Genomic DNA, 19,741 nt, shown 5'->3' with positions numbered 1-19,741 from the left:
CCCACTTTTACACCTATGTTATAATTTAACGTGATATATACGTAGCAATCAAAAAGAAAGTGGGCAAAAGGTTATGGTGAAAAAATATGAATTAGGAGACGTGTTGACTGGAAAAGTTACAGGAATTCAGCCGTACGGTGCATTTGTTGCGCTTGATGAAGATACACAAGGCCTTGTGCATATTTCCGAAATTACGTACGGCTTTGTAAAGGACGTTTGTGAATTTTTATCAGTTGGGCAAGAGGTAGAAGTGAAGATACTTGAAATCGATGAAGAGGCCGAAAAAATTAGTTTATCGATTCGAGCTTTGCAGGAGCGCCCAGCAACATTACGTAAAAAAGATGCGCCACCACGTAAATCATTGCAGGACCGTGTAGATGAATCGGATGCGAATGGTTTTAATTCCCTAAAAGATAAATTACAGGACTGGATCGAGCAGTCAGGACAATAAAATAAAGTAAAACTTTAATCAGTGGAGGGTCTTTACCTCCCACTGATTATTTGTCTTCACCAATCGTGCTTTTACAGGCAGTTATTTTACCTAACTTCTTTGCTTTTGTTGAATTTTGGGGCGGGAGTTTTGTACCTGACGCTTCGCTTTCGTCACAGATAAATTACTGCTTTGTTAATGCGGGATAAAAAAACGAGGATGCTTTCAAAATTGAAGGTATCCTCGTTTTTTTTGTTATTCAACTTGTTAAATATTCGCTTAAAGAAGTTAAAGCCTTCAGCCGATTCCGGACGCAATTATGCCGAGGCATAATTGATTTATAGCCGGGAATTATTGATTTTTTATTTTTCGAATTCGATATTGCAGGTTTTGGCGACTCATGCCAAGTGCAGTAGCAGCCTTTGTAATATTGCCTTCATATAAATTTAAGACATTTTGCACATAATATGATTCGGCTTCACGTAAATAAGCATCGAGTGGCATAACATCATTTTGTTGATGGAACATAAAGAACTCTGGCTCATGATTAGATTCGTCTTGCTGCTGCACCTTGAAGCGAAAGTGCAGTGGGAGTAAATCTGAGGTAACTGTTGACTCAGTTGTCATAAACGACACAATTTCATCGAGTAATAGCTCAAGTTCCTTTAAATTTCCTGGCCAATCATATTGCAAAAATAAATCCCTTACATCAGGTGCAAGTTCCGCTACATTTGAAGCAAATCGTTCACGGTGGCGGCTAAAATAGTCATATACGAATGGAAGAATATCTTCTTTTCGATCTGTTAGATTTGGAATGGTAATAGCCATTGTTGCAAAGAAATAATACAGTGATTTTAAAAGCTTCTTTTCCGCAATCAGTGTAATCGGATCACTACCAACACTCCCGATGAGCATGTACTTAGACTGTGGAAGGGATTGTAATACATCTAATAGTTGCTCTTGGATATCGAGGCTTAAAAAATCAATGCGTTCAAAGAAAAAAGTGTATGCCCTGTCATCCTGCAAGAGCTCCTGTAATTTATCTAAAACAGATTGAGCGGAACGACGACTCACTAGTGTGACAAATGCTTCAGGATCAGAAGACGCCGCATGGTGAATACTCTCTGCGATTAAATCCTTTCCTGTACCGGATTCGCCAATTAGTAAAACAGGTAATTTCACAGCAGCTGCTTTCTTGGCATTTGCGATAACCTGTTGCATCGATTCGGAAACAGATGTAATCACGTCGAATGTTAAAGGCTCACCATATCGGCGAAGCGGCTGATAAACAAGCTTTTCGAGTGATGTAATGTCACGAGCAAATTCAATAGCTCCAATTAGTTTATTTTCAGCATAAAGTGGGAATGTATCATTAATAGTTGTAATTTCATGACCATTTTTATTCCAATAAGTTTGTTTTACATTAATTTCTTTTTGTCCTGTTTGTAAAACACGCATTAAAGTACTTTCATGCTGGCGGAAGGAAAACATTTCAATAACAGAACGATCTGCTAATTCATCAAAATGAAATCCTTCAATTTCTTTCATCTTTGTATTATAAATAATTGTTTTGCCATAAAGGTCAACGGCATGAATACCAACGGTTACGTTTGTTGCAATAAACTCATAAAAAGGTAGTAAGGGTTCAGAATTTTTCATAAAATATGCACCTCAAAAATTTTTTACTTGAAATATGCAACGAAATTTTGCATTATAATAAGTGTAAGAATATTCTAAACGCAAAAATATTTTGCGTCAATGTTTTTTGCAAACTTAAAACACATCTCACGAGGGAGGATTAAGTATGATTTCATACAAACACGAACCATTCACAGATTTTTCTCAAGAGGCAAATTACAACGCATATGTAGAGGCATTAAATAAAGTTGAGAGTTATTTAGGTCAAGACTACCCACTTATTATCGGTGGCGAACGTATTACTACAGAAGATAAAATCGTTTCATATAACCCAGCAAAGAAAACAGAAGTAATTGGTCGCGTATCAAAAGCAAACAAAGAACTAGCTGAAAAAGCGATGCAAGCCGCAGATCAAACATTTAAAACTTGGAAAAAAGTAGATCCAGCTATTCGTGCAGATGTACTATTCAAAGCTGCAGCAATTATCCGTCGTCGTAAACATGAATTCTCTGCACTTTTAACAAAAGAAGCAGGTAAACCATGGGCTGAGGCCGATGCAGATACTGCAGAAGCGATTGATTTCTTAGAATACTATGGACGTCAGATGCTACGTATTAAAGAAGGCCAACCTGTAGAAAGCCGTCCAGGCGAATATAACCGTTATGACTATATTCCATTAGGTATTGGAATTGTTATTTCACCTTGGAACTTCCCGTTCGCAATTATGGCAGGTACAACGGTTGCAGCTTTAGTAACAGGTAACACTGTATTATTAAAACCAGCTTCAACAACTCCTGTAGTTGCTTATAAATTTATTGAAGTGTTAGAGCAAGCAGGTCTTCCAGCAGGTGCTGTGAACTTTGTGCCAGGTTCTGGTGCAGAAGTAGGTGACTATTTAGTTGATCATCCAAAAACACGTTTCATCAGCTTCACTGGTTCACGTGATGTAGGTTTACGTATTAACCAACGTGCATCGGTATTAAATGATGGTCAAATTTGGATTAAACGTGTAATTGCTGAAATGGGTGGTAAAGATACAATTGTTGTTGATAAAGAAGCAGATCTAGAGCTTGCTGCACAATCTATTGTAAAATCAGCATTCGGCTTCTCAGGTCAAAAATGTTCAGCATGTTCTCGTGCAGTAATTGTTGAAGATGTATATGAAACAGTTGTGAATCGTGTAGTTGAGCTTACAAATGCACTAACTGTTGGTGATCCAACAGACTTCAGCAACTTTATGGCAACAGTTATCGACCAAGCAGCATTCAATAAAATTACAGACTACATTGAGATTGGTAAAGGGGAAGGCCGCCTTGTAGCAGGTGGTACAGCTGATGATTCAGTTGGTTATTTCGTACAACCAACAGTAATTGCAGACGTAGACCGCAATGCACGTGTTATGAAAGAAGAAATCTTTGGACCAGTTGTAGCTATTACAAAAGCTAAAGATTTCGACGATGCAATTGATATTGCAAATGATACTGAATACGGTTTAACTGGTGCGGTTATTACAAATAATCGTATGAACTTAGAAAAAGCACGTGAAGATTTCCATGTAGGTAACTTATACTTCAACCGTGGATGTACAGGTGCAATCGTAGGTTACCAACCATTTGGTGGCTTCAATATGTCAGGTACAGACTCAAAAGCAGGTGGCCCTGACTATCTACAACTTCACATGCAAGCAAAAACAACTTCAGAAATGCTGTAATGTTCAAGATAAGGCTTTTCTGTAAGTAATAGGATTAAAAAGAATCTGCGAAACTCCTCCTGGGAAAGCAAGCCTGGCAAGAACCGCAGTAGCAAACGTCGAGGCGGCTTTACCTAGGGGAAGCGAGCAGATTCTTGTTTTTTCTTTATTCAGAAAATGCTGTCTAGTAAATTATCTTTTAGAAGAACATAGTCTTCCAGAGATTTTTCATCATGAAAGTAAGGAGAGAATATTATATGACAAAAACACAACAGGTTATTGAACAAACTCAAAATTTTGGTGCTGCAAACTATCACCCGCTACCAATCGTGATTTCAGATGCTGAGGGTGCTTGGGTTAAAGATCCAGAAGGTAACAAATACTTAGATATGCTATCAGCTTATTCTGCTGTGAATCAGGGGCATCGTCATCCAAAAATTATCGCTGCGTTAAAAGAGCAAGCTGATAAAGTAACATTAACTTCTCGTGCATTTTATAGCGAAAACCTTGGTGAATGGTATGAGCTTGTTGGTAAATTAACGAATAAACAAATGGTATTACCAATGAATACAGGTGCAGAAGCGGTAGAAACTGCATTTAAAGCAGCTCGTCGTTGGGCATATGATGTAAAAGGTGTAGAAGATGGCAAGGCTGAAATCATTGCATGTAACGGAAACTTCCATGGCCGTACAATGCTTGCTGTATCTTTATCATCTGACGAAGAATATCGTCGTGGCTTCGGTCCAATGTTACCGAACGTTAAACTGGTAGATTACGGTAATTTAGAAGCGTTGAAATCAGCAATTACTCCAAACACTGCAGCGTTTTTAATTGAACCAATCCAAGGGGAAGCTGGTATTGTTATTCCACCAGAAGGCTTCTTAAAAGCTGCTCGCGAGTTATGTCGTGAAAACAATGTTTTATTCATTGCAGATGAAATCCAAGCTGGTTTAGCACGTACAGGTAAAATGTTTGCATGTGACTGGGAAGATGTAGAGCCTGATATGTACATTTTAGGTAAAGCTCTAGGTGGCGGTGTATTCCCAATTTCTTGTGTAGCTGCAAATCGTGACATCTTAGGTGTATTCAATCCAGGTTCACATGGTTCTACTTTCGGTGGTAATCCATTAGCATGTGCGGTTTCTATTGCATCACTTAAAGTATTACTAGATGAAAAATTAGCAGAGCGTTCTCAAGAGCTAGGTGAATATTTCAAAGGTAAATTACGCAACATTAATAATCCGGTGATTAAAGAAGTTCGTGGTCGTGGTTTATTTATCGGAATGGAATTAACAGAGGCAGCTCGTCCGTATTGTGAAAAACTTAAAGAATTGGGCTTATTATGTAAAGAAACACATGATACAGTCATTCGATTTGCGCCACCACTTGTTATTTCACAAGAAGATTTAGACTGGTCGATTGCGCAAATTGAAAAAGTATTTAATCTTTAACAAAATGTTCACATTTTAATTCGGAAGTATGTTACAATGATGCCGATATACTATCATTAAAAAAAACAAAGAGGCGATTTAATATGTCTGAAAACTTAAACCTGTTCACATCAACACAAGATGTCATTCAAGATGCTCTAAATAAACTTGGTTATGACGAAGCAATGTATGAATTATTAAAAGAACCACTTCGTATGCTACAAGTACGCATCCCAGTCAAAATGGATGATGGTACAACAAAAGTGTTTACTGGTTACCGCGCACAACATAATGATGCAGTAGGACCAACTAAAGGTGGGGTACGTTTCCATCCAGCAGTTTCTGAAGAGGAAGTTAAAGCGCTTTCAATGTGGATGACATTGAAATGCGGTATCGTGGATCTACCTTATGGCGGTGGTAAAGGCGGTGTCATCTGTGACCCACGTCAAATGTCTATGGATGAAATCGAACGTTTAAGCCGTGGTTATGTACGTGCAGTTAGTCAAATCGTAGGGCCAACAAAAGATATCCCTGCTCCAGACGTATTTACGAATGCACAAATTATGGCTTGGATGATGGATGAATATAGCCGTATGGACGAATTCAACTCACCAGGTTTCATCACAGGTAAGCCACTAGTGCTTGGTGGTTCACAAGGTCGTGACCGTGCTACTGCACAAGGAGTAACAATCGTTATCCAAGAAGCAGCAAAAAAACGTGGCATTGATATTAAAGGTGCACGCGTTGTTATTCAAGGCTTCGGTAACGCAGGTAGCTTCCTTGCAAAATTCATGCATGATTTAGGTGCAAAAGTAATCGGTATTTCAGATGCTTATGGTGCACTTCATGATCCTGAAGGTTTAGATATCGAATACTTATTAGATCGTCGTGATAGCTTTGGTACAGTAACAACTTTATTTGAAAACACAATTTCAAACAAAGAATTATTAGAGCTTGATTGTGATATTCTAGTGCCAGCTGCTATTGAAAATCAAATTACTGCTGACAATGCACACAACGTTAAAGCAAACATCGTAGTAGAAGCAGCGAATGGTCCAACAACTGCTGAAGCAACTAGAATTTTATCTGAGCGTGGCATTTTACTTGTACCAGACGTATTAGCATCTGCTGGTGGGGTTACAGTTTCTTACTTCGAATGGGTACAAAATAACCAAGGTTATTACTGGACAGAAGAAGAAGTTGAAGAACGTCTATACAAAAAAATGGTTGATGCATTTGAAAACGTTTATACAACAGCGACAACACGAAACATTAATATGCGTTTAGCAGCTTATATGGTAGGTGTTCGCCGTACTGCAGAAGCTTCACGCTTCCGTGGATGGGTTTAATCAATATATAACTAAAAACGAGTCATTCCTTTAATAATGGGATGACTCGTTTCATTTTTGTGAAAAACTATTATGTGAATGAAATAAAGGTGTCATATTAAATAAAGTATGGTTCATCGGCAAAACGAGGGGGTTGCTTTCCTGGGGGCGTTCGAATTCTGGCATGTCATTCTAATATATTAAAACAAACATCAGCAACAAGTGTTTTATGTGCGAAAGCGGAGGAAGCGAATCGATGCTCCAAAATACCAATCGCTGATAAAATGCCAAAAATCGCTGATAACACCGAGGAAATCGCTGATAAAATGCCAAAAATCGCTGATAACACCGAGGAAATCGCTGATAAAATGCCAGAATCGCTGATAACACCGAGGAAATCGCTGATAAACTGCAGAGAATCGCTGATAACACCGAGGAAATCGCTGATAAAATGCCGAAAATCGCGCTCGTAGGAAAGCGAATAGTGTCGAACGGAAATTACACTCAGTCTAAAGTGTCGTAACATTCACAAGAATTTCCTTTACGATTTTATTTTGGCTCATCACTAAAAGTTGTGGATGACATTTTTTTAAATATATGCACTGTATATTAGTTGATTGTAGTGGAGGCTGGGCGACTCCTTGGGGATCAGCGTCACAGATGAGACCCTGGAGCGAGCACCGCGAGTGAAGCGGCTCATCGGACGCCCCCAGGAAAGCGCCCAGTCGGAACGGAAATCAACCACACGTTTTGGTGAAGAGCCTTTATTTTTCCTAATATAAAACGAGCCATTCCTGTTTAATGGGATGACTCGTTTTTTCTTTTTTTATTCGACTGAAGAAGATGTTCAAGACGTTGCTCTAATATCATCTTTTTTTCTTTCCGTTCCTTACGTAATTGCAGGATGCACATAAGTATGAAGCTTCCAATAATAATAACAACACCGCTAATAATCGCAATTTTAAGCATAAATAAAATTCCTTTGTTTCATGTACTAAGCTTTTACTATACATGGGTTAACTAAACAAAATCTGAACAGACGGATTAAACTGGGACGGATAATTTATTATGAGTATATGTCCAAAATTTAATCTTTGCTTTCATCAACAAAAATATGAGAAAATCCAACTAGAAAGGGGCGAATTGAATGGATTCATTTACATTTTATAACCCAGTGAAGTTACATTTTGGTGAAGATGCACTGGAAAAGCTAGCAAAAGAGGTAGCGCCATACGGTAAAAAGGTGTTAGTTGTATATGGAGGAGGTAGCATTAAGAAGAATGGTGTATACAATGCCGTCATCGAAAAATTACAAGAAGCGGATAAAACGATCTTTGAATTAAGCGATGTAGAACCAAATCCACGTGTAGAAACAGCAAGACGTGGCATTGATCTTTGTAAAAAAGAAGAAATCGATCTTGTTCTAGCCGTTGGAGGCGGTTCTGTAATTGACTGTTCAAAATTAATAGTTGCTGGTGCAAAATATGATGGTGATGCGTGGGATATTGTGAAGCGTAAAGTATTTGTACAGGACGCTTTACCGCTCGGAACAGTTTTAACGCTAGCAGCAACAGGTTCTGAAATGAACTCAGGATCTGTCATAACAAACGCGGCTACAGAAGAAAAACTAGGCTGGGGTAGCCCCGCTGCATTCCCGAAATTTTCGATTTTAAATCCAGCGTATACAGTGACAGTACCAAAGAATCACACAGTTTATGGAATCGTTGATATGATGTCACATGTATTTGAACAGTATTTCCATAGTGCGACGAATACACCAATTACAGATGAAATGTGTGAAGGTGTGTTACGAACTGTTATAACTACAGCCCCTAAATTACTTGAAGATTTAGAGAATACTAAATTACGTGAAACCATTTTATTAGCTGGAACAATTGGGTTAAATGGATTCTTATCAATTGGCTCTCGTGGAGATTGGGCGTCACATAATATTGAGCATGCTGTATCTGCAGTTTACGATATTCCTCATGCAGGTGGTTTAGCTATTTTACAGCCCCATTGGATGCGTCTAAGTGTATCGGTGAATCCAGAACGTTTTGCAGGCCTTGCAACACGCGTCTTTGGTGTTGATGCGACAGGAAAGTCTATAGAAGAGGTTGCAAATGAAGGGATTGATCGTTTATCGGCATTCTGGACTTCATTAGGAGCTCCGAGTCGCCTTGCAGATTATGAAATTGATGATTCGAAATTCGATCAAATTGTAGAACATGCTATGCAAAATGGACCTTTTGGAAACTTCAACAAATTACAGGAAGAAGATGTCCGTACTATTTTGCAAAACTCACTTTAATATTAAATATAGATATGAGGCTACGTGTTGTAGTCTCGTATTTTTTTTATTTAACTTCTTTCAGCCGATTCCGGACGCAATTGTGCCGAGGCATAATTGATATTTGTCTTTGTCGTATTTTCTCGTTAATTGTAGAATTGTTCAGAATTTGTTCAACTATATTTATTAAAATAAAGACCAGATAAGGACGGAGAGGGAGCAAATATAGAGATGTCATTTCAACAGCATGTTTATAAAATGCAAAATTGTGTAGAAGTATTGGGAATTGAAGCTAACTTACTGCAAATTGAAAATGATCAGATTGTCAGGGGATACATTGTTGATCAAAGTATAATTTTTAAAAGTTTACGATTTGGCCAAACGAATATTACCTTTACAGACGGTGTAAATAAAGCAAGTGTACAAGTATTTGTACGTTCTTCTGGGGAAATCGTTGTAGAAGTGAAACCTTATTTAAAGGATGCTGAAAAGGTGCTAGTCTATTATCGAACAATACTAGCAGATACAGCTATCGCGATTGATTTAAATGGTTCTTTGAAAAATTATTTGGTGGCTCATCAAATGATGAATAATGATGATTCAATTGCAGAGGTACATTACCAATCTATGCATTCTAATGTATTGAAGGATTCTTATGCTGGTCATTTTATTTTGGGATGTCAGGTAGACGGTAGAGAGATTACGAAAGCTGAAGAATATGCATTAGCTAATCGTATAGCGACATTAAAATTCTCAAAAATAGTTATTCAACAACGGGGTGTAAAAAAGATTATCGCATTAAAAAGAGTATTAACTTTTCTGATTACAAATCATGTTTTTGTAAATAATGAAGAGATTTGCTCTATTGAAGATACAACTAATCAAAACGAAATCATCTAATATAGATATAAAAAATAGCCAACTGCCTGAAATACGGCAATTGGCTAATTATCTTATTATAGAAAAAATATTTTGGATAATAAGGCTGATGTTACTGTTTTAATGTTGAGTCATCTGGTCTTTCGCCAATATGCACCCAATCTATTTTCCCATCATCTTCATCAAATAAAATAGCTACTTTTGATACGCCCTTCTGACTTGAAATGATCTCTGTCAAATGGTCGCGTACATCATCTAGAAAAGCGAGTGATAGGTTAGCATCAGCTTCAGCAACTAGTTCCACATGTAAAAATTCGCCTTCTTTAATGACCTCTAAACGTACAATATCTTGAATGTTCGGATCATCCATAACAAGATGAGCGATATGGTTGAGCATTTCTTCGTCTGTTTCACCGATAACACCACGGGCATTATCAAGGAACACTTTTGCTACTACATAGAACATCATACAGCCAATAATCATTGAAACTAGTCCTTCTATTCTTGTCCAGCCTGTAAAATGTGCGATTAAAATAGCGGTGAAGGCTAAAACATTACCACCTGTAGCAACTAAGTCTTCCATAAATACTAATTTTGTTGCTGGTTTTGCACGATGTAAATAGCCAAAAGCTTTAGGAATTGCTGTTAATATTCCTGCTTTTTCCTGCCCGGCTTCATGGAGAATTTCAACCGCAGCTTTAGCAAGAACGGACCCTTCTAAAACAGTCCCGATCAATAATACTCCAAGTGCAATGAGCATTCCTTTAGATTCTGCAGCAGGGTGTATAAAATGATGCCAACCTTCTTTTACCGTTTCATAAGAAAGGATGGCTACAATAATAACGGCAAAAAGACAAACTAAATTTACAATTCGGCCAAAGCCTGCAGGGAATTGTTTTGTCGGTGCTTTTTTAGAAAGCGCTGAGCCGATATAAACGAAAAATTGGTTTGCGGCATCCCCTAGAGAGTGCATCATTTCTGCAAACATGGCAACATTACCTGTAAGGAAAAAGGCAACACCTTTAATAATTCCTAAAAAGGCATTGACGAATGCCGCCATTAGAGAGGGTTTATTACCGTCTTTTAATAGTTTTAATAGTTCAGCCACGAAGAATCCTCCAACTAATTTAAAATTTCCATTTCTATTTTTTCTATATAAGGTAGTGCTCGTAATGAACGATAAAATGACAGTAAGTTATCAGAGATAATTAATGATAAACGTAAATCTAATTCATGTAAAACATTATCATTATTTGGCACATCTTGAATGCGGATGTTTTCGATAATGATATTGTTCTCCTTTAGAAATTGCAGAAAGGATTCACTGTTTTTATCATCGTTAATCTGAACTTTCAATGATATTTCCCGCATACGAATCCGTTTTGGTCCTATTTTCATTAGGAAAGGCGATAAAACCTCAATTCCGAAGACAATGATAATAACAGCTAATGTAGCATCCATATAAAATCCTGCGCCAACTGCAATTCCTATCCCAGCTGCTCCCCAAATCATTGCAGCTGTTGTTAAACCTGAGATACTATCATTTCCACGTCTTAAAATAACACCTGCTCCAAGAAATCCAATTCCACTAACAACTTGGGCAGCTAAGCGAAGAGGGTCCATGGTAATATTGATATCAGACCTTGGGGGTGTTGAATAGGCGGTTTCTATCGAAATGATAGTTAGTAAACAGCTAAATGTAGCAATGACTAAGCTCGTTTTTAATCCTACGGGTTTCTTTTTTAATTCCCTTTCAATGCCGATTACTAAACTTAATGTGGCTGCAATAACTAATTTTATGCCAACTTCATATGTAATCATATTTCCAAACAAGTTTTCCATAAGCAACCCTCCACAGATATTTCGTATTGCTAAGAGATATGCAAGGTGTCATTATTATATGTGCATTACTTTTTTGTATTGTACATCACGATAGTAATGATGTATAAGTATTTTTTTACTTCTTTCAGCGAGTGTCCAGACGCAATTATGCCGAGGCATAATCGATCTTCTTTCAGGCAAAAGTCACCCACCTATATAGGTAGTGAGATAAATGTGGATTTAAGTGAGTGTTCAGCGGGTACCCAAACTTTCGCTAAAAATAAGTTAAATGGAGGTTGGATTTTATGGAGAAACCAAAAATTCATCCATACATCCCTATTTTTATTGGTGTTGTTTCTGTATCTAAAATTAGCAAATGCAGAAGCAGGGGTTATTGCGTTTTACCGCATGTTGTTTTCAGTCTTAATAATGGCTCCTCTGTTTTTTTGGAAATACACTAATGAGATCAAACAATTAAGAATACGTGATTGGCTTTTTTCTTCAATTGCAGGGATATTTTTAGCCTTTCATTTTATAATGTGGTTTGAATCACTCAATTACACTTCTGTAGCAAGTTCTACAGTTTTGGTGGCCCTTCAGCCACTGTTTGCATTTATAGGTACATATTTTTTCTTTAAAGAAGAGATTACTGTAAAAACTATTATTGCAGGAGCAATTGCGATAATCGGATGTGTTTTAATTAGTTGGGGAGATTTTAAACTTAGTGGAACTGCATTTTATGGAGATATGCTTGCTCTTATTGCGTGCGCACTCGTTACAGCTTACTTTTTATTTGGACAGGATGTACGTAAAAGGTTATCTCTTGTGACTTACACGATGATTGTTTATGTTGTTAGTACAATTACGTTATTTTTCTATGTTCTTATTAAAGGTGAATCTTTCGGGCCTTATTCTATTATGGACTGGATATGGTTTATTTTATTAGCGATAGTGCCTAATTTATTTGGTCACAGAATTGAGCTTCAGGAAGCCCACTTCTTCAGAGGTGGGAGGAATGAAGTGCTTTTTTCTTTACAGAACATACGTTTTCGTTGTATATTGTGAATAATCAAAAAATAAAGGAGTGACGGGTAATGACGAAATCGAAAAAGGATTGTTTTATTATAGAACTTAAGTTACTTATAGATACATGGCAAAAGGATATCTTATTAAAACGTTTTGAGATTGCCCGTACACTCTATAATACGACTTTGTCTTATGCAGTAAAACAATATACTTTAATGCAGGAATCAAAACACTATCGAAAACAATTACGTTGCTACCAAAAAGCGAAAAAATCTAATGATACAAAAGAATTGAAGCAGACCGCAAAAGAATTAAATAACATTCGTCAATCTTTTGGATTAAGTGAAAATCAACTGCATGCGTATATTAAAAGCATCAACATAACTATAAAAAACATATAGATAGCAATACTTCTCAGAAAATCGCCTCTACTGTTTGGAAAGCGGTTCAGGATGTTCTATTTAAAGGGAGCAAAGCACACTTTAAACGTTACGGAATGCTTCATTCTGTAGAAGGGAAATCTAATAAAGCGGGCATTCGATTTAAAGAGAATAGTGTCTATTGGAATGGATTAACCCTTCCTGTTCGTATTCGCAAACAAGATTTGTTTGTAAAAGAATCCCTTGCTCTTCATTCCATTAATTATTGTCGTCTAGTCAAAAAAGTGATTCGTGGAGTACATACTTTTTACGTACAACTCGTGATAGATGGGGTTCCTCCTGCAAAGAGAATTCCATCTACAGGAGCCTTTCGACATGCCTATCAAAAACAAAAACGAGTAGGTATTGACATCGGTCCTTCTACCATTGCGGTTGTTTCAGAAGAAACCGTTTTCATCCAACAACTTGCACCAGAAGTACCTTTATTGGAGAAGCAAAAAAGACGTTTATTACGCAAATTGGATAGAAGTCGTAGAAGTACAAATCCTAACAATTTCAACAAGGATGGTACGATCAAACATGGCGTCAAACTCCGTTGGACCTATAGTAAAAACTATCAAAAAACAAAAAAACAAATAAAAGAATTATATAGAATGAAAGCTTCCTACATCAAAGAACAACATGGTGCGTTAGCCAATAAAATCTTGTCTCTTGGCGATGAAGTGTACATCGAAACCATGCATTTTAAAGGATTAGCAAAGCGTACAAAAGAAACCAAAACAAATATAAAGGGTAAAATCCAATCCAAAAAGCGTTTTGGAAAAAGCATTGGGAATCATGCCCCTGCGATGCTAGTGGAAATCATCCATCAAAAATTAGGTTACACAAAGCAAACGATACAGAAAGTAAATACGATCACCTTTAGAGCCAGTCAGTATAACCATGTGACGGATCGTTATGAAAAGAAAAAACTCCATCAACGTTGGAGTCAAATTGGAAGTCATCTTGTACAACGAGATTTATATAGTGCGTTTTTACTGATGAATAGTGAACCAAATTTACAACAAACTAATCGAGACTTATGCAATAAAACGTTTACTACCTTTTTAGAGTTACACAATCAACATATAGAAGACTTGAAACAAGTAAAGAAAGCATTCCCTCTTAGCATGGGTATCAAACAAATCAAGTAAGGGGTATTCCTCCGTAGGTAGAGCTACCTGCCTTCGTTAAAACTTATTGCCAACACAACATCGGTTGTGTAAATAAGAAAGTCTTATAGAACAGAAGATAAATCAAAGATGTTGTACACAGAACATGGCAACACCATCTGTGGAGAGCTTTGTAACGCTTCTTTTAAGTATATAAGAACCCCGCTGCTTTAGCTGTGGGAGTAGTCAGAAGTTATTGGTGGTTTAATTGTTATAGTAGGAATTCTATTGTTTGTAGTCGAAGAGAAAAAGTTTTTTAAGTTTTTTTCTAAAAAAGCTTGATTTTTAAAATTGTATATTATATATTATTACTTGTCCTTAACAAGAAGGACGACTTGATAAAAAAGATTTTGAAAAAAGTTGTTGACTTCTTGTTGAATACAAGTTATGATAATAAAGTCGCTGAAAACAAACAGCAACAAACATGAACCTTGAAAACTGAACAAGCAAAACGTAATCAATAAAGTTTTTAGTAGCTGACCTTGAGTTGGTGAACGAAACAAAATTTTGGACATCAAACATGATGCCAGCAAAACAATTTGAGCTAATCAAATTTCTTTTTATGGAGAGTTTGATCCTGGCTCAGGACGAACGCTGGCGGCGTGCCTAATACATGCAAGTCGAGCGAACAGAGAAGGAGCTTGCTCCTTTGACGTTAGCGGCGGACGGGTGAGTAACACGTGGGCAACCTACCTTATAGTTTGGGATAACTCCGGGAAACCGGGGCTAATACCGAATAATCTGTTTTACCTCATGGTGAAACACTGAAAGACGGTTTCGGCTGTCGCTATAAGATGGGCCCGCGGCGCATTAGCTAGTTGGTGAGGTAACGGCTCACCAAGGCGACGATGCGTAGCCGACCTGAGAGGGTGATCGGCCACACTGGGACTGAGACACGGCCCAGACTCCTACGGGAGGCAGCAGTAGGGAATCTTCCACAATGGGCGAAAGCCTGATGGAGCAACGCCGCGTGAGTGAAGAAGGTTTTCGGATCGTAAAACTCTGTTGTAAGGGAAGAACAAGTACAGTAGTAACTGGCTGTACCTTGACGGTACCTTATTAGAAAGCCACGGCTAACTACGTGCCAGCAGCCGCGGTAATACGTAGGTGGCAAGCGTTGTCCGGAATTATTGGGCGTAAAGCGCGCGCAGGCGGTCCTTTAAGTCTGATGTGAAAGCCCACGGCTCAACCGTGGAGGGTCATTGGAAACTGGGGGACTTGAGTGCAGAAGAGGAAAGTGGAATTCCAAGTGTAGCGGTGAAATGCGTAGAGATTTGGAGGAACACCAGTGGCGAAGGCGACTTTCTGGTCTGTAACTGACGCTGAGGCGCGAAAGCGTGGGGAGCAAACAGGATTAGATACCCTGGTAGTCCACGCCGTAAACGATGAGTGCTAAGTGTTAGGGGGTTTCCGCCCCTTAGTGCTGCAGCTAACGCATTAAGCACTCCGCCTGGGGAGTACGGTCGCAAGACTGAAACTCAAAGGAATTGACGGGGGCCCGCACAAGCGGTGGAGCATGTGGTTTAATTCGAAGCAACGCGAAGAACCTTACCAGGTCTTGACATCCCGTTGACCACTGTAGAGATATGGTTTTCCCTTCGGGGACAACGGTGACAGGTGGTGCATGGTTGTCGTCAGCTCGTGTCGTGAGATGTTGGGTTAAGTCCCGCAACGAGCGCAACCCTTGATCTTAGTTGCCATCATTTAGTTGGGCACTCTAAGGTGACTGCCGGTGACAAACCGGAGGAAGGTGGGGATGACGTCAAATCATCATGCCCCTTATGACCTGGGCTACACACGTGCTACAATGGACGATACAAACGGTTGCCAACTCGCGAGAGGGAGCTAATCCGATAAAGTCGTTCTCAGTTCGGATTGTAGGCTGCAACTCGCCTACATGAAGCCGGAATCGCTAGTAATCGCGGATCAGCATGCCGCGGTGAATACGTTCCCGGGCCTTGTACACACCGCCCGTCACACCACGAGAGTTTGTAACACCCGAAGTCGGTGGGGTAACCTTTTGGAGCCAGCCGCCGAAGGTGGGATAGATGATTGGGGTGAAGTCGTAACAAGGTAGCCGTATCGGAAGGTGCGGCTGGATCACCTCCTTTCTAAGGATATTTTCGGAATACAAACCTAGGGTTTGTAAGATTACGTTTTGCGTTCAGTTTTGAAGGTTCATTCTTACGAATGAAACACTTCAAAACTTGTTCTTTGAAAACTGGATAAAACGACATTGAAATTGTAACAAACACATTAATTTTTTAAGTTTTTTTATAGGCTTAATAACTTGGTTAAGTTATTAAGGGCGCACGGCGAATGCCTTGGCACTAGGAGCCGAAGAAGGACGGCACTAACACCGATATGCTTCGGGGAGCTGTAAGTGAGCTTTGATCCGGAGATTTCCGAATGGGGGAACCCACTACGTTTAATCGCGTAGTATCTTGACGTGAATTCATAGCGTCTTGAAGGCAGACCCAGGGAACTGAAACATCTAAGTACCTGGAGGAAGAGAAAGAAAAATCGATTCCCTGAGTAGCGGCGAGCGAAACGGGAAGAGCCCAAACCAAGAGGCTTGCCTCTTGGGGTTGTAGGACACTCTATACGGAGTTACAAAAGAGCGAGTTAGATGAAGCGACTTGGAAAGGTCCGCCAGAGCAGGTAAAAGCCCTGTAGTCGAAAGTTCGTTCTCTCCTGAGTGGATCCTGAGTACGGCGGAACACGTGAAATTCCGTCGGAATCCGGGAGGACCATCTCCCAAGGCTAAATACTACCTAGTGACCGATAGTGAACCAGTACCGTGAGGGAAAGGTGAAAAGCACCCCGGAAGGGGAGTGAAAGAGATCCTGAAACCGTGTGCCTACAAGTAGTTAGAGCCCGTTAATGGGTGATAGCGTGCCTTTTGTAGAATGAACCGGCGAGTTACGATTACGTGCGAGGTTAAGCTTTAGAAGGCGGAGCCGCAGCGAAAGCGAGTCTGAATAGGGCGAATTAGTACGTGGTCGTAGACCCGAAACCAGGTGATCTACCCATGTCCAGGGTGAAGGTGAGGTAACACTTACTGGAGGCCCGAACCCACGCACGTTGAAAAGTGCGGGGATGAGGTGTGGGTAGCGGAGAAATTCCAATCGAACTTGGAGATAGCTGGTTCTCTCCGAAATAGCTTTAGGGCTAGCCTCGTGATGAGAATACTGGAGGTAGAGCACTGTTTGGACTAGGGGGCCATCCCGGTTTACCGAATTCAGACAAACTCCGAATGCCAGATATTTATACACGGGAGTCAGACTGCGAGTGATAAGATCCGTAGTCAAAAGGGAAACAGCCCAGACCACCAGCTAAGGTCCCAAAGTAATCGTTAAGTGGAAAAGGATGTGGCGTTGCACAGACAACCAGGATGTTGGCTTAGAAGCAGCCATCATTTAAAGAGTGCGTAATAGCTCACTGGTCGAGTGACGCTGCGCCGAAAATGTATCGGGGCTAAACGATTCACCGAAGCTGTGGATTGACATCTATGATGTCAGTGGTAGGAGAGCGTTCTAAGTGCGTTGAAGTCAGATCGGAAGGACTGGTGGAGCGCTTAGAAGTGAGAATGCCGGTATGAGTAGCGAAAGACGGGTGAGAATCCCGTCCACCGTATGACTAAGGTTTCCTGAGGAAGGCTCGTCCGCTCAGGGTTAGTCGGGACCTAAGCCGAGGCCGATAGGCGTAGGCGATGGACAACAGGTTGATATTCCTGTACCACCTCCTCACCGTTTGAGAAATGGGGGGACGCAGTAGGATAGGGTAAGCGCGCCGTTGGTTGTGCGCGTCCAAGCAGTAAGGCGTGTGTGTAGGCAAATCCGCACACTGTAACGTTGAGCTGTGATGGCGAGTCCGTATGGACGAAGTTCCTGATTTCACACTGCCAAGAAAAGCCTCTATCGAGGTGAGAGGTGCCCGTACCGCAAACCGACACAGGTAGTCGAGGAGAGAATCCTAAGGTGTGCGAGAGAACTCTCGTTAAGGAACTCGGCAAAATGACCCCGTAACTTCGGGAGAAGGGGTGCTCTTGAGCGTGCAAGCGCATGAGAGCCGCAGTGAATAGGCCCAGGCGACTGTTTAGCAAAAACACAGGTCTCTGCAAAACCGTAAGGTGACGTATAGGGGCTGACGCCTGCCCGGTGCTGGAAGGTTAAGAGGAGTGGTTAGCGCAAGCGAAGCTGCGAATTGAAGCCCCAGTAAACGGCGGCCGTAACTATAACGGTCCTAAGGTAGCGAAATTCCTTGTCGGGTAAGTTCCGACCCGCACGAAAGGCGTAACGATCTGGGCACTGTCTCAACGAGAGACTCGGTGAAATTATAGTACCTGTGAAGATGCAGGTTACCCGCGACAGGACGGAAAGACCCCGTGGAGCTTTACTGTAGCCTGATATTGAATTTTGGTACAACTTGTACAGGATAGGTAGGAGCCAGAGATCTCGGAGCGCCAGCTTCGAAGGAGGCGTCGGTGGGATACTACCCTGGTTGTATTGAAATTCTAACCCATGCCCCTTAGCGGGGTAGGAGACAGTGTCAGGCGGACAGTTTGACTGGGGCGGTCGCCTCCTAAAAGGTAACGGAGGCGCCCAAAGGTTCCCTCAGAATGGTTGGAAATCATTCGTAGAGTGTAAAGGCACAAGGGAGCTTGACTGCGAGACCTACAAGTCGAGCAGGGTCGAAAGACGGGCTTAGTGATCCGGTGGTTCCGCATGGAAGGGCCATCGCTCAACGGATAAAAGCTACCCCGGGGATAACAGGCTTATCTCCCCCAAGAGTCCACATCGACGGGGAGGTTTGGCACCTCGATGTCGGCTCATCGCATCCTGGGGCTGTAGTCGGTCCCAAGGGTTGGGCTGTTCGCCCATTAAAGCGGTACGCGAGCTGGGTTCAGAACGTCGTGAGACAGTTCGGTCCCTATCCGTCGTGGGCGTAGGAAATTTGAGAGGAGCTGTCCTTAGTACGAGAGGACCGGGATGGACACACCGCTGGTGTACCAGTTGTCTTGCCAAAGGCATCGCTGGGTAGCTATGTGTGGACGGGATAAGTGCTGAAAGCATCTAAGCATGAAGCCCCCCTCAAGATGAGATTTCCCATTACGCAAGTAAGTAAGATCCCTCAAAGACGATGAGGTAGATAGGTTCGAGGTGGAAGTGTGGTGACACATGGAGCTGACGAATACTAATCGATCGAGGACTTAACCACAATGTTTGAAACATTCAATGCACCGTTTATCCAGTTTTGAAAGAACAAGAAAGTTTTAAAAAAAGCTTGCGATTATAACGAAAATATGTTATAATAAATCTTGTCTTTAAAATAGTCTAGTGATGATGGCAAAGAGGTCACACCCGTTCCCATACCGAACACGGAAGTTAAGCTCTTTAGCGCCGATGGTAGTTGGGGGCTTCCCCCTGTGAGAGTAGGACGTCGCTAGGCATTATACCCAGGAGGATTAGCTCAGCTGGGAGAGCACCTGCCTTACAAGCAGGGGGTCGGCGGTTCGAGCCCGTCATCCTCCACCATTTGCCGGTTTAGCTCAGCAGGTAGAGCAACTGACTTGTAATCAGTAGGTCGTGGGTTCGATTCCTATAGCCGGCACCATA

The 19,741-nt window shown here is 40.7% G+C and carries 14 protein-coding genes, 2 tRNA genes, 3 rRNA genes and 1 pseudogene; 15 read left to right on the top strand and 5 right to left on the bottom strand.

What is annotated here, in order from left to right:
* Window positions 1-73 precede the first annotated feature (73 nt).
* A complete protein-coding gene (yugI, locus tag QUF91_RS21910; protein WP_285395169.1) occupies window positions 74-451 on the top strand; it encodes a S1 domain-containing post-transcriptional regulator GSP13 in 378 nt (125 codons plus the stop codon).
* A gap of 330 nt (window positions 452-781) precedes the next feature.
* Here yugI and QUF91_RS21905 read toward each other — a convergent pair whose 3' ends face one another.
* On the bottom strand, window positions 782-2,089 hold the full coding sequence (locus QUF91_RS21905) for an AAA-type ATPase lid domain-containing protein (protein WP_285395170.1): 1,308 nt from the start codon (window positions 2,087-2,089) through the stop codon (window positions 782-784).
* 145 nt (window positions 2,090-2,234) lie between these two features.
* Here QUF91_RS21905 and pruA point away from each other — a divergent pair, with 145 nt between their 5' ends.
* The 3 genes from pruA (at window position 2,235) to QUF91_RS21890 (ending at window position 6,537) form a co-directional block, all read left to right on the top strand.
* The gene (gene pruA / locus QUF91_RS21900) at window positions 2,235-3,779 is read left to right on the top strand and encodes an L-glutamate gamma-semialdehyde dehydrogenase (protein ID WP_285395171.1); all 1,545 of its coding nucleotides are present in this window, start codon (window positions 2,235-2,237) and stop codon (window positions 3,777-3,779) included.
* 236 nt (window positions 3,780-4,015) lie between these two features.
* A complete protein-coding gene (locus tag QUF91_RS21895) occupies window positions 4,016-5,209 on the top strand; it encodes an ornithine--oxo-acid transaminase (RefSeq protein ID WP_285395172.1) in 1,194 nt (397 codons plus the stop codon).
* 83 nt (window positions 5,210-5,292) lie between these two features.
* On the top strand, window positions 5,293-6,537 hold the full coding sequence (locus QUF91_RS21890) for a Glu/Leu/Phe/Val family dehydrogenase (RefSeq protein ID WP_285395174.1): 1,245 nt from the start codon (window positions 5,293-5,295) through the stop codon (window positions 6,535-6,537).
* A gap of 166 nt (window positions 6,538-6,703) precedes the next feature.
* On the opposite strand, the gene QUF91_RS21885 is transcribed toward QUF91_RS21890, so the two are convergent.
* Window positions 6,704-7,042 (bottom strand): hypothetical protein, encoded by a 339-nt coding sequence (locus QUF91_RS21885; protein WP_289419310.1) that lies wholly within the window; start codon window positions 7,040-7,042, stop codon window positions 6,704-6,706.
* A gap of 115 nt (window positions 7,043-7,157) precedes the next feature.
* Here QUF91_RS21885 and QUF91_RS21880 point away from each other — a divergent pair, with 115 nt between their 5' ends.
* A complete protein-coding gene (locus tag QUF91_RS21880) occupies window positions 7,158-7,298 on the top strand; it encodes a hypothetical protein (RefSeq protein WP_289419309.1) in 141 nt (46 codons plus the stop codon).
* 16 nt (window positions 7,299-7,314) lie between these two features.
* On the opposite strand, the gene QUF91_RS21875 is transcribed toward QUF91_RS21880, so the two are convergent.
* Window positions 7,315-7,485, bottom strand: a complete 171-nt coding sequence (locus QUF91_RS21875; protein WP_285395175.1) for a hypothetical protein — start codon at window positions 7,483-7,485, stop codon at window positions 7,315-7,317.
* Window positions 7,486-7,663: 178 nt separating this feature from the next.
* Between QUF91_RS21875 and QUF91_RS21870 the strand changes: the two genes are divergently transcribed.
* Window positions 7,664-8,827: an iron-containing alcohol dehydrogenase gene (locus QUF91_RS21870; RefSeq protein WP_285395176.1), complete on the top strand. Its 1,164-nt coding sequence runs from the start codon at window positions 7,664-7,666 to the stop codon at window positions 8,825-8,827.
* A 210-nt stretch (window positions 8,828-9,037) separates the two neighbouring features.
* Entirely contained in the window at window positions 9,038-9,706 is a 669-nt protein-coding gene (locus QUF91_RS21865) for a hypothetical protein (RefSeq protein ID WP_285395177.1), read from the top strand.
* A gap of 91 nt (window positions 9,707-9,797) precedes the next feature.
* Here QUF91_RS21865 and QUF91_RS21860 read toward each other — a convergent pair whose 3' ends face one another.
* Both QUF91_RS21860 and QUF91_RS21855 read right to left on the bottom strand, forming a co-directional pair.
* Complete coding sequence (locus QUF91_RS21860) at window positions 9,798-10,793, bottom strand: cation diffusion facilitator family transporter (RefSeq protein ID WP_285395178.1); 996 nt, start codon at window positions 10,791-10,793, stop codon at window positions 9,798-9,800.
* 14 nt (window positions 10,794-10,807) lie between these two features.
* Window positions 10,808-11,527 carry an MgtC/SapB family protein gene (locus QUF91_RS21855; RefSeq protein ID WP_285395179.1) on the bottom strand — a complete coding sequence of 240 codons (720 nt, stop codon included), beginning with the start codon at window positions 11,525-11,527 and terminating at the stop codon, window positions 10,808-10,810.
* 284 nt (window positions 11,528-11,811) lie between these two features.
* On the opposite strand from QUF91_RS21855, the pseudogene QUF91_RS21850 reads away from it, so the two are divergent.
* The 8 genes and pseudogenes from QUF91_RS21850 to QUF91_RS21815 form a co-directional block, all read left to right on the top strand.
* A pseudogene (locus QUF91_RS21850) lies at window positions 11,812-12,484 on the top strand (DMT family transporter); the annotation flags it as partial.
* A gap of 116 nt (window positions 12,485-12,600) precedes the next feature.
* Entirely contained in the window at window positions 12,601-12,933 is a 333-nt protein-coding gene (locus tag QUF91_RS21845; RefSeq protein WP_289419308.1) for a hypothetical protein, read from the top strand.
* Between the two features lie 95 nt (window positions 12,934-13,028).
* A complete protein-coding gene (locus QUF91_RS21840) occupies window positions 13,029-14,105 on the top strand; it encodes a hypothetical protein (RefSeq protein ID WP_289419307.1) in 1,077 nt (358 codons plus the stop codon).
* A gap of 577 nt (window positions 14,106-14,682) precedes the next feature.
* A 16S ribosomal RNA gene (locus QUF91_RS21835) occupies window positions 14,683-16,234 on the top strand.
* Window positions 16,235-16,415: 181 nt separating this feature from the next.
* Window positions 16,416-19,343 (top strand): 23S ribosomal RNA (locus QUF91_RS21830).
* A 115-nt stretch (window positions 19,344-19,458) separates the two neighbouring features.
* A 5S ribosomal RNA gene (rrf, locus tag QUF91_RS21825) occupies window positions 19,459-19,574 on the top strand.
* The 16S, 23S and 5S rRNA genes sit together here with 2 tRNA genes alongside, the layout of an rRNA operon.
* A gap of 10 nt (window positions 19,575-19,584) precedes the next feature.
* Window positions 19,585-19,660 (top strand) — tRNA-Val (locus QUF91_RS21820).
* A gap of 3 nt (window positions 19,661-19,663) precedes the next feature.
* A tRNA-Thr gene (locus QUF91_RS21815) sits at window positions 19,664-19,739 on the top strand.
* Window positions 19,740-19,741: the final 2 nt, after the last annotated feature.

The sequence above is a fragment of the Lysinibacillus sp. G4S2 genome (assembly GCF_030348505.1).
Lineage (GTDB): Bacteria > Bacillota > Bacilli > Bacillales_A > Planococcaceae > Lysinibacillus.
The sequence above is the reverse complement of the archived record's forward strand: the minus strand, read 5'-3'. Positions and strand labels throughout refer to the sequence as shown.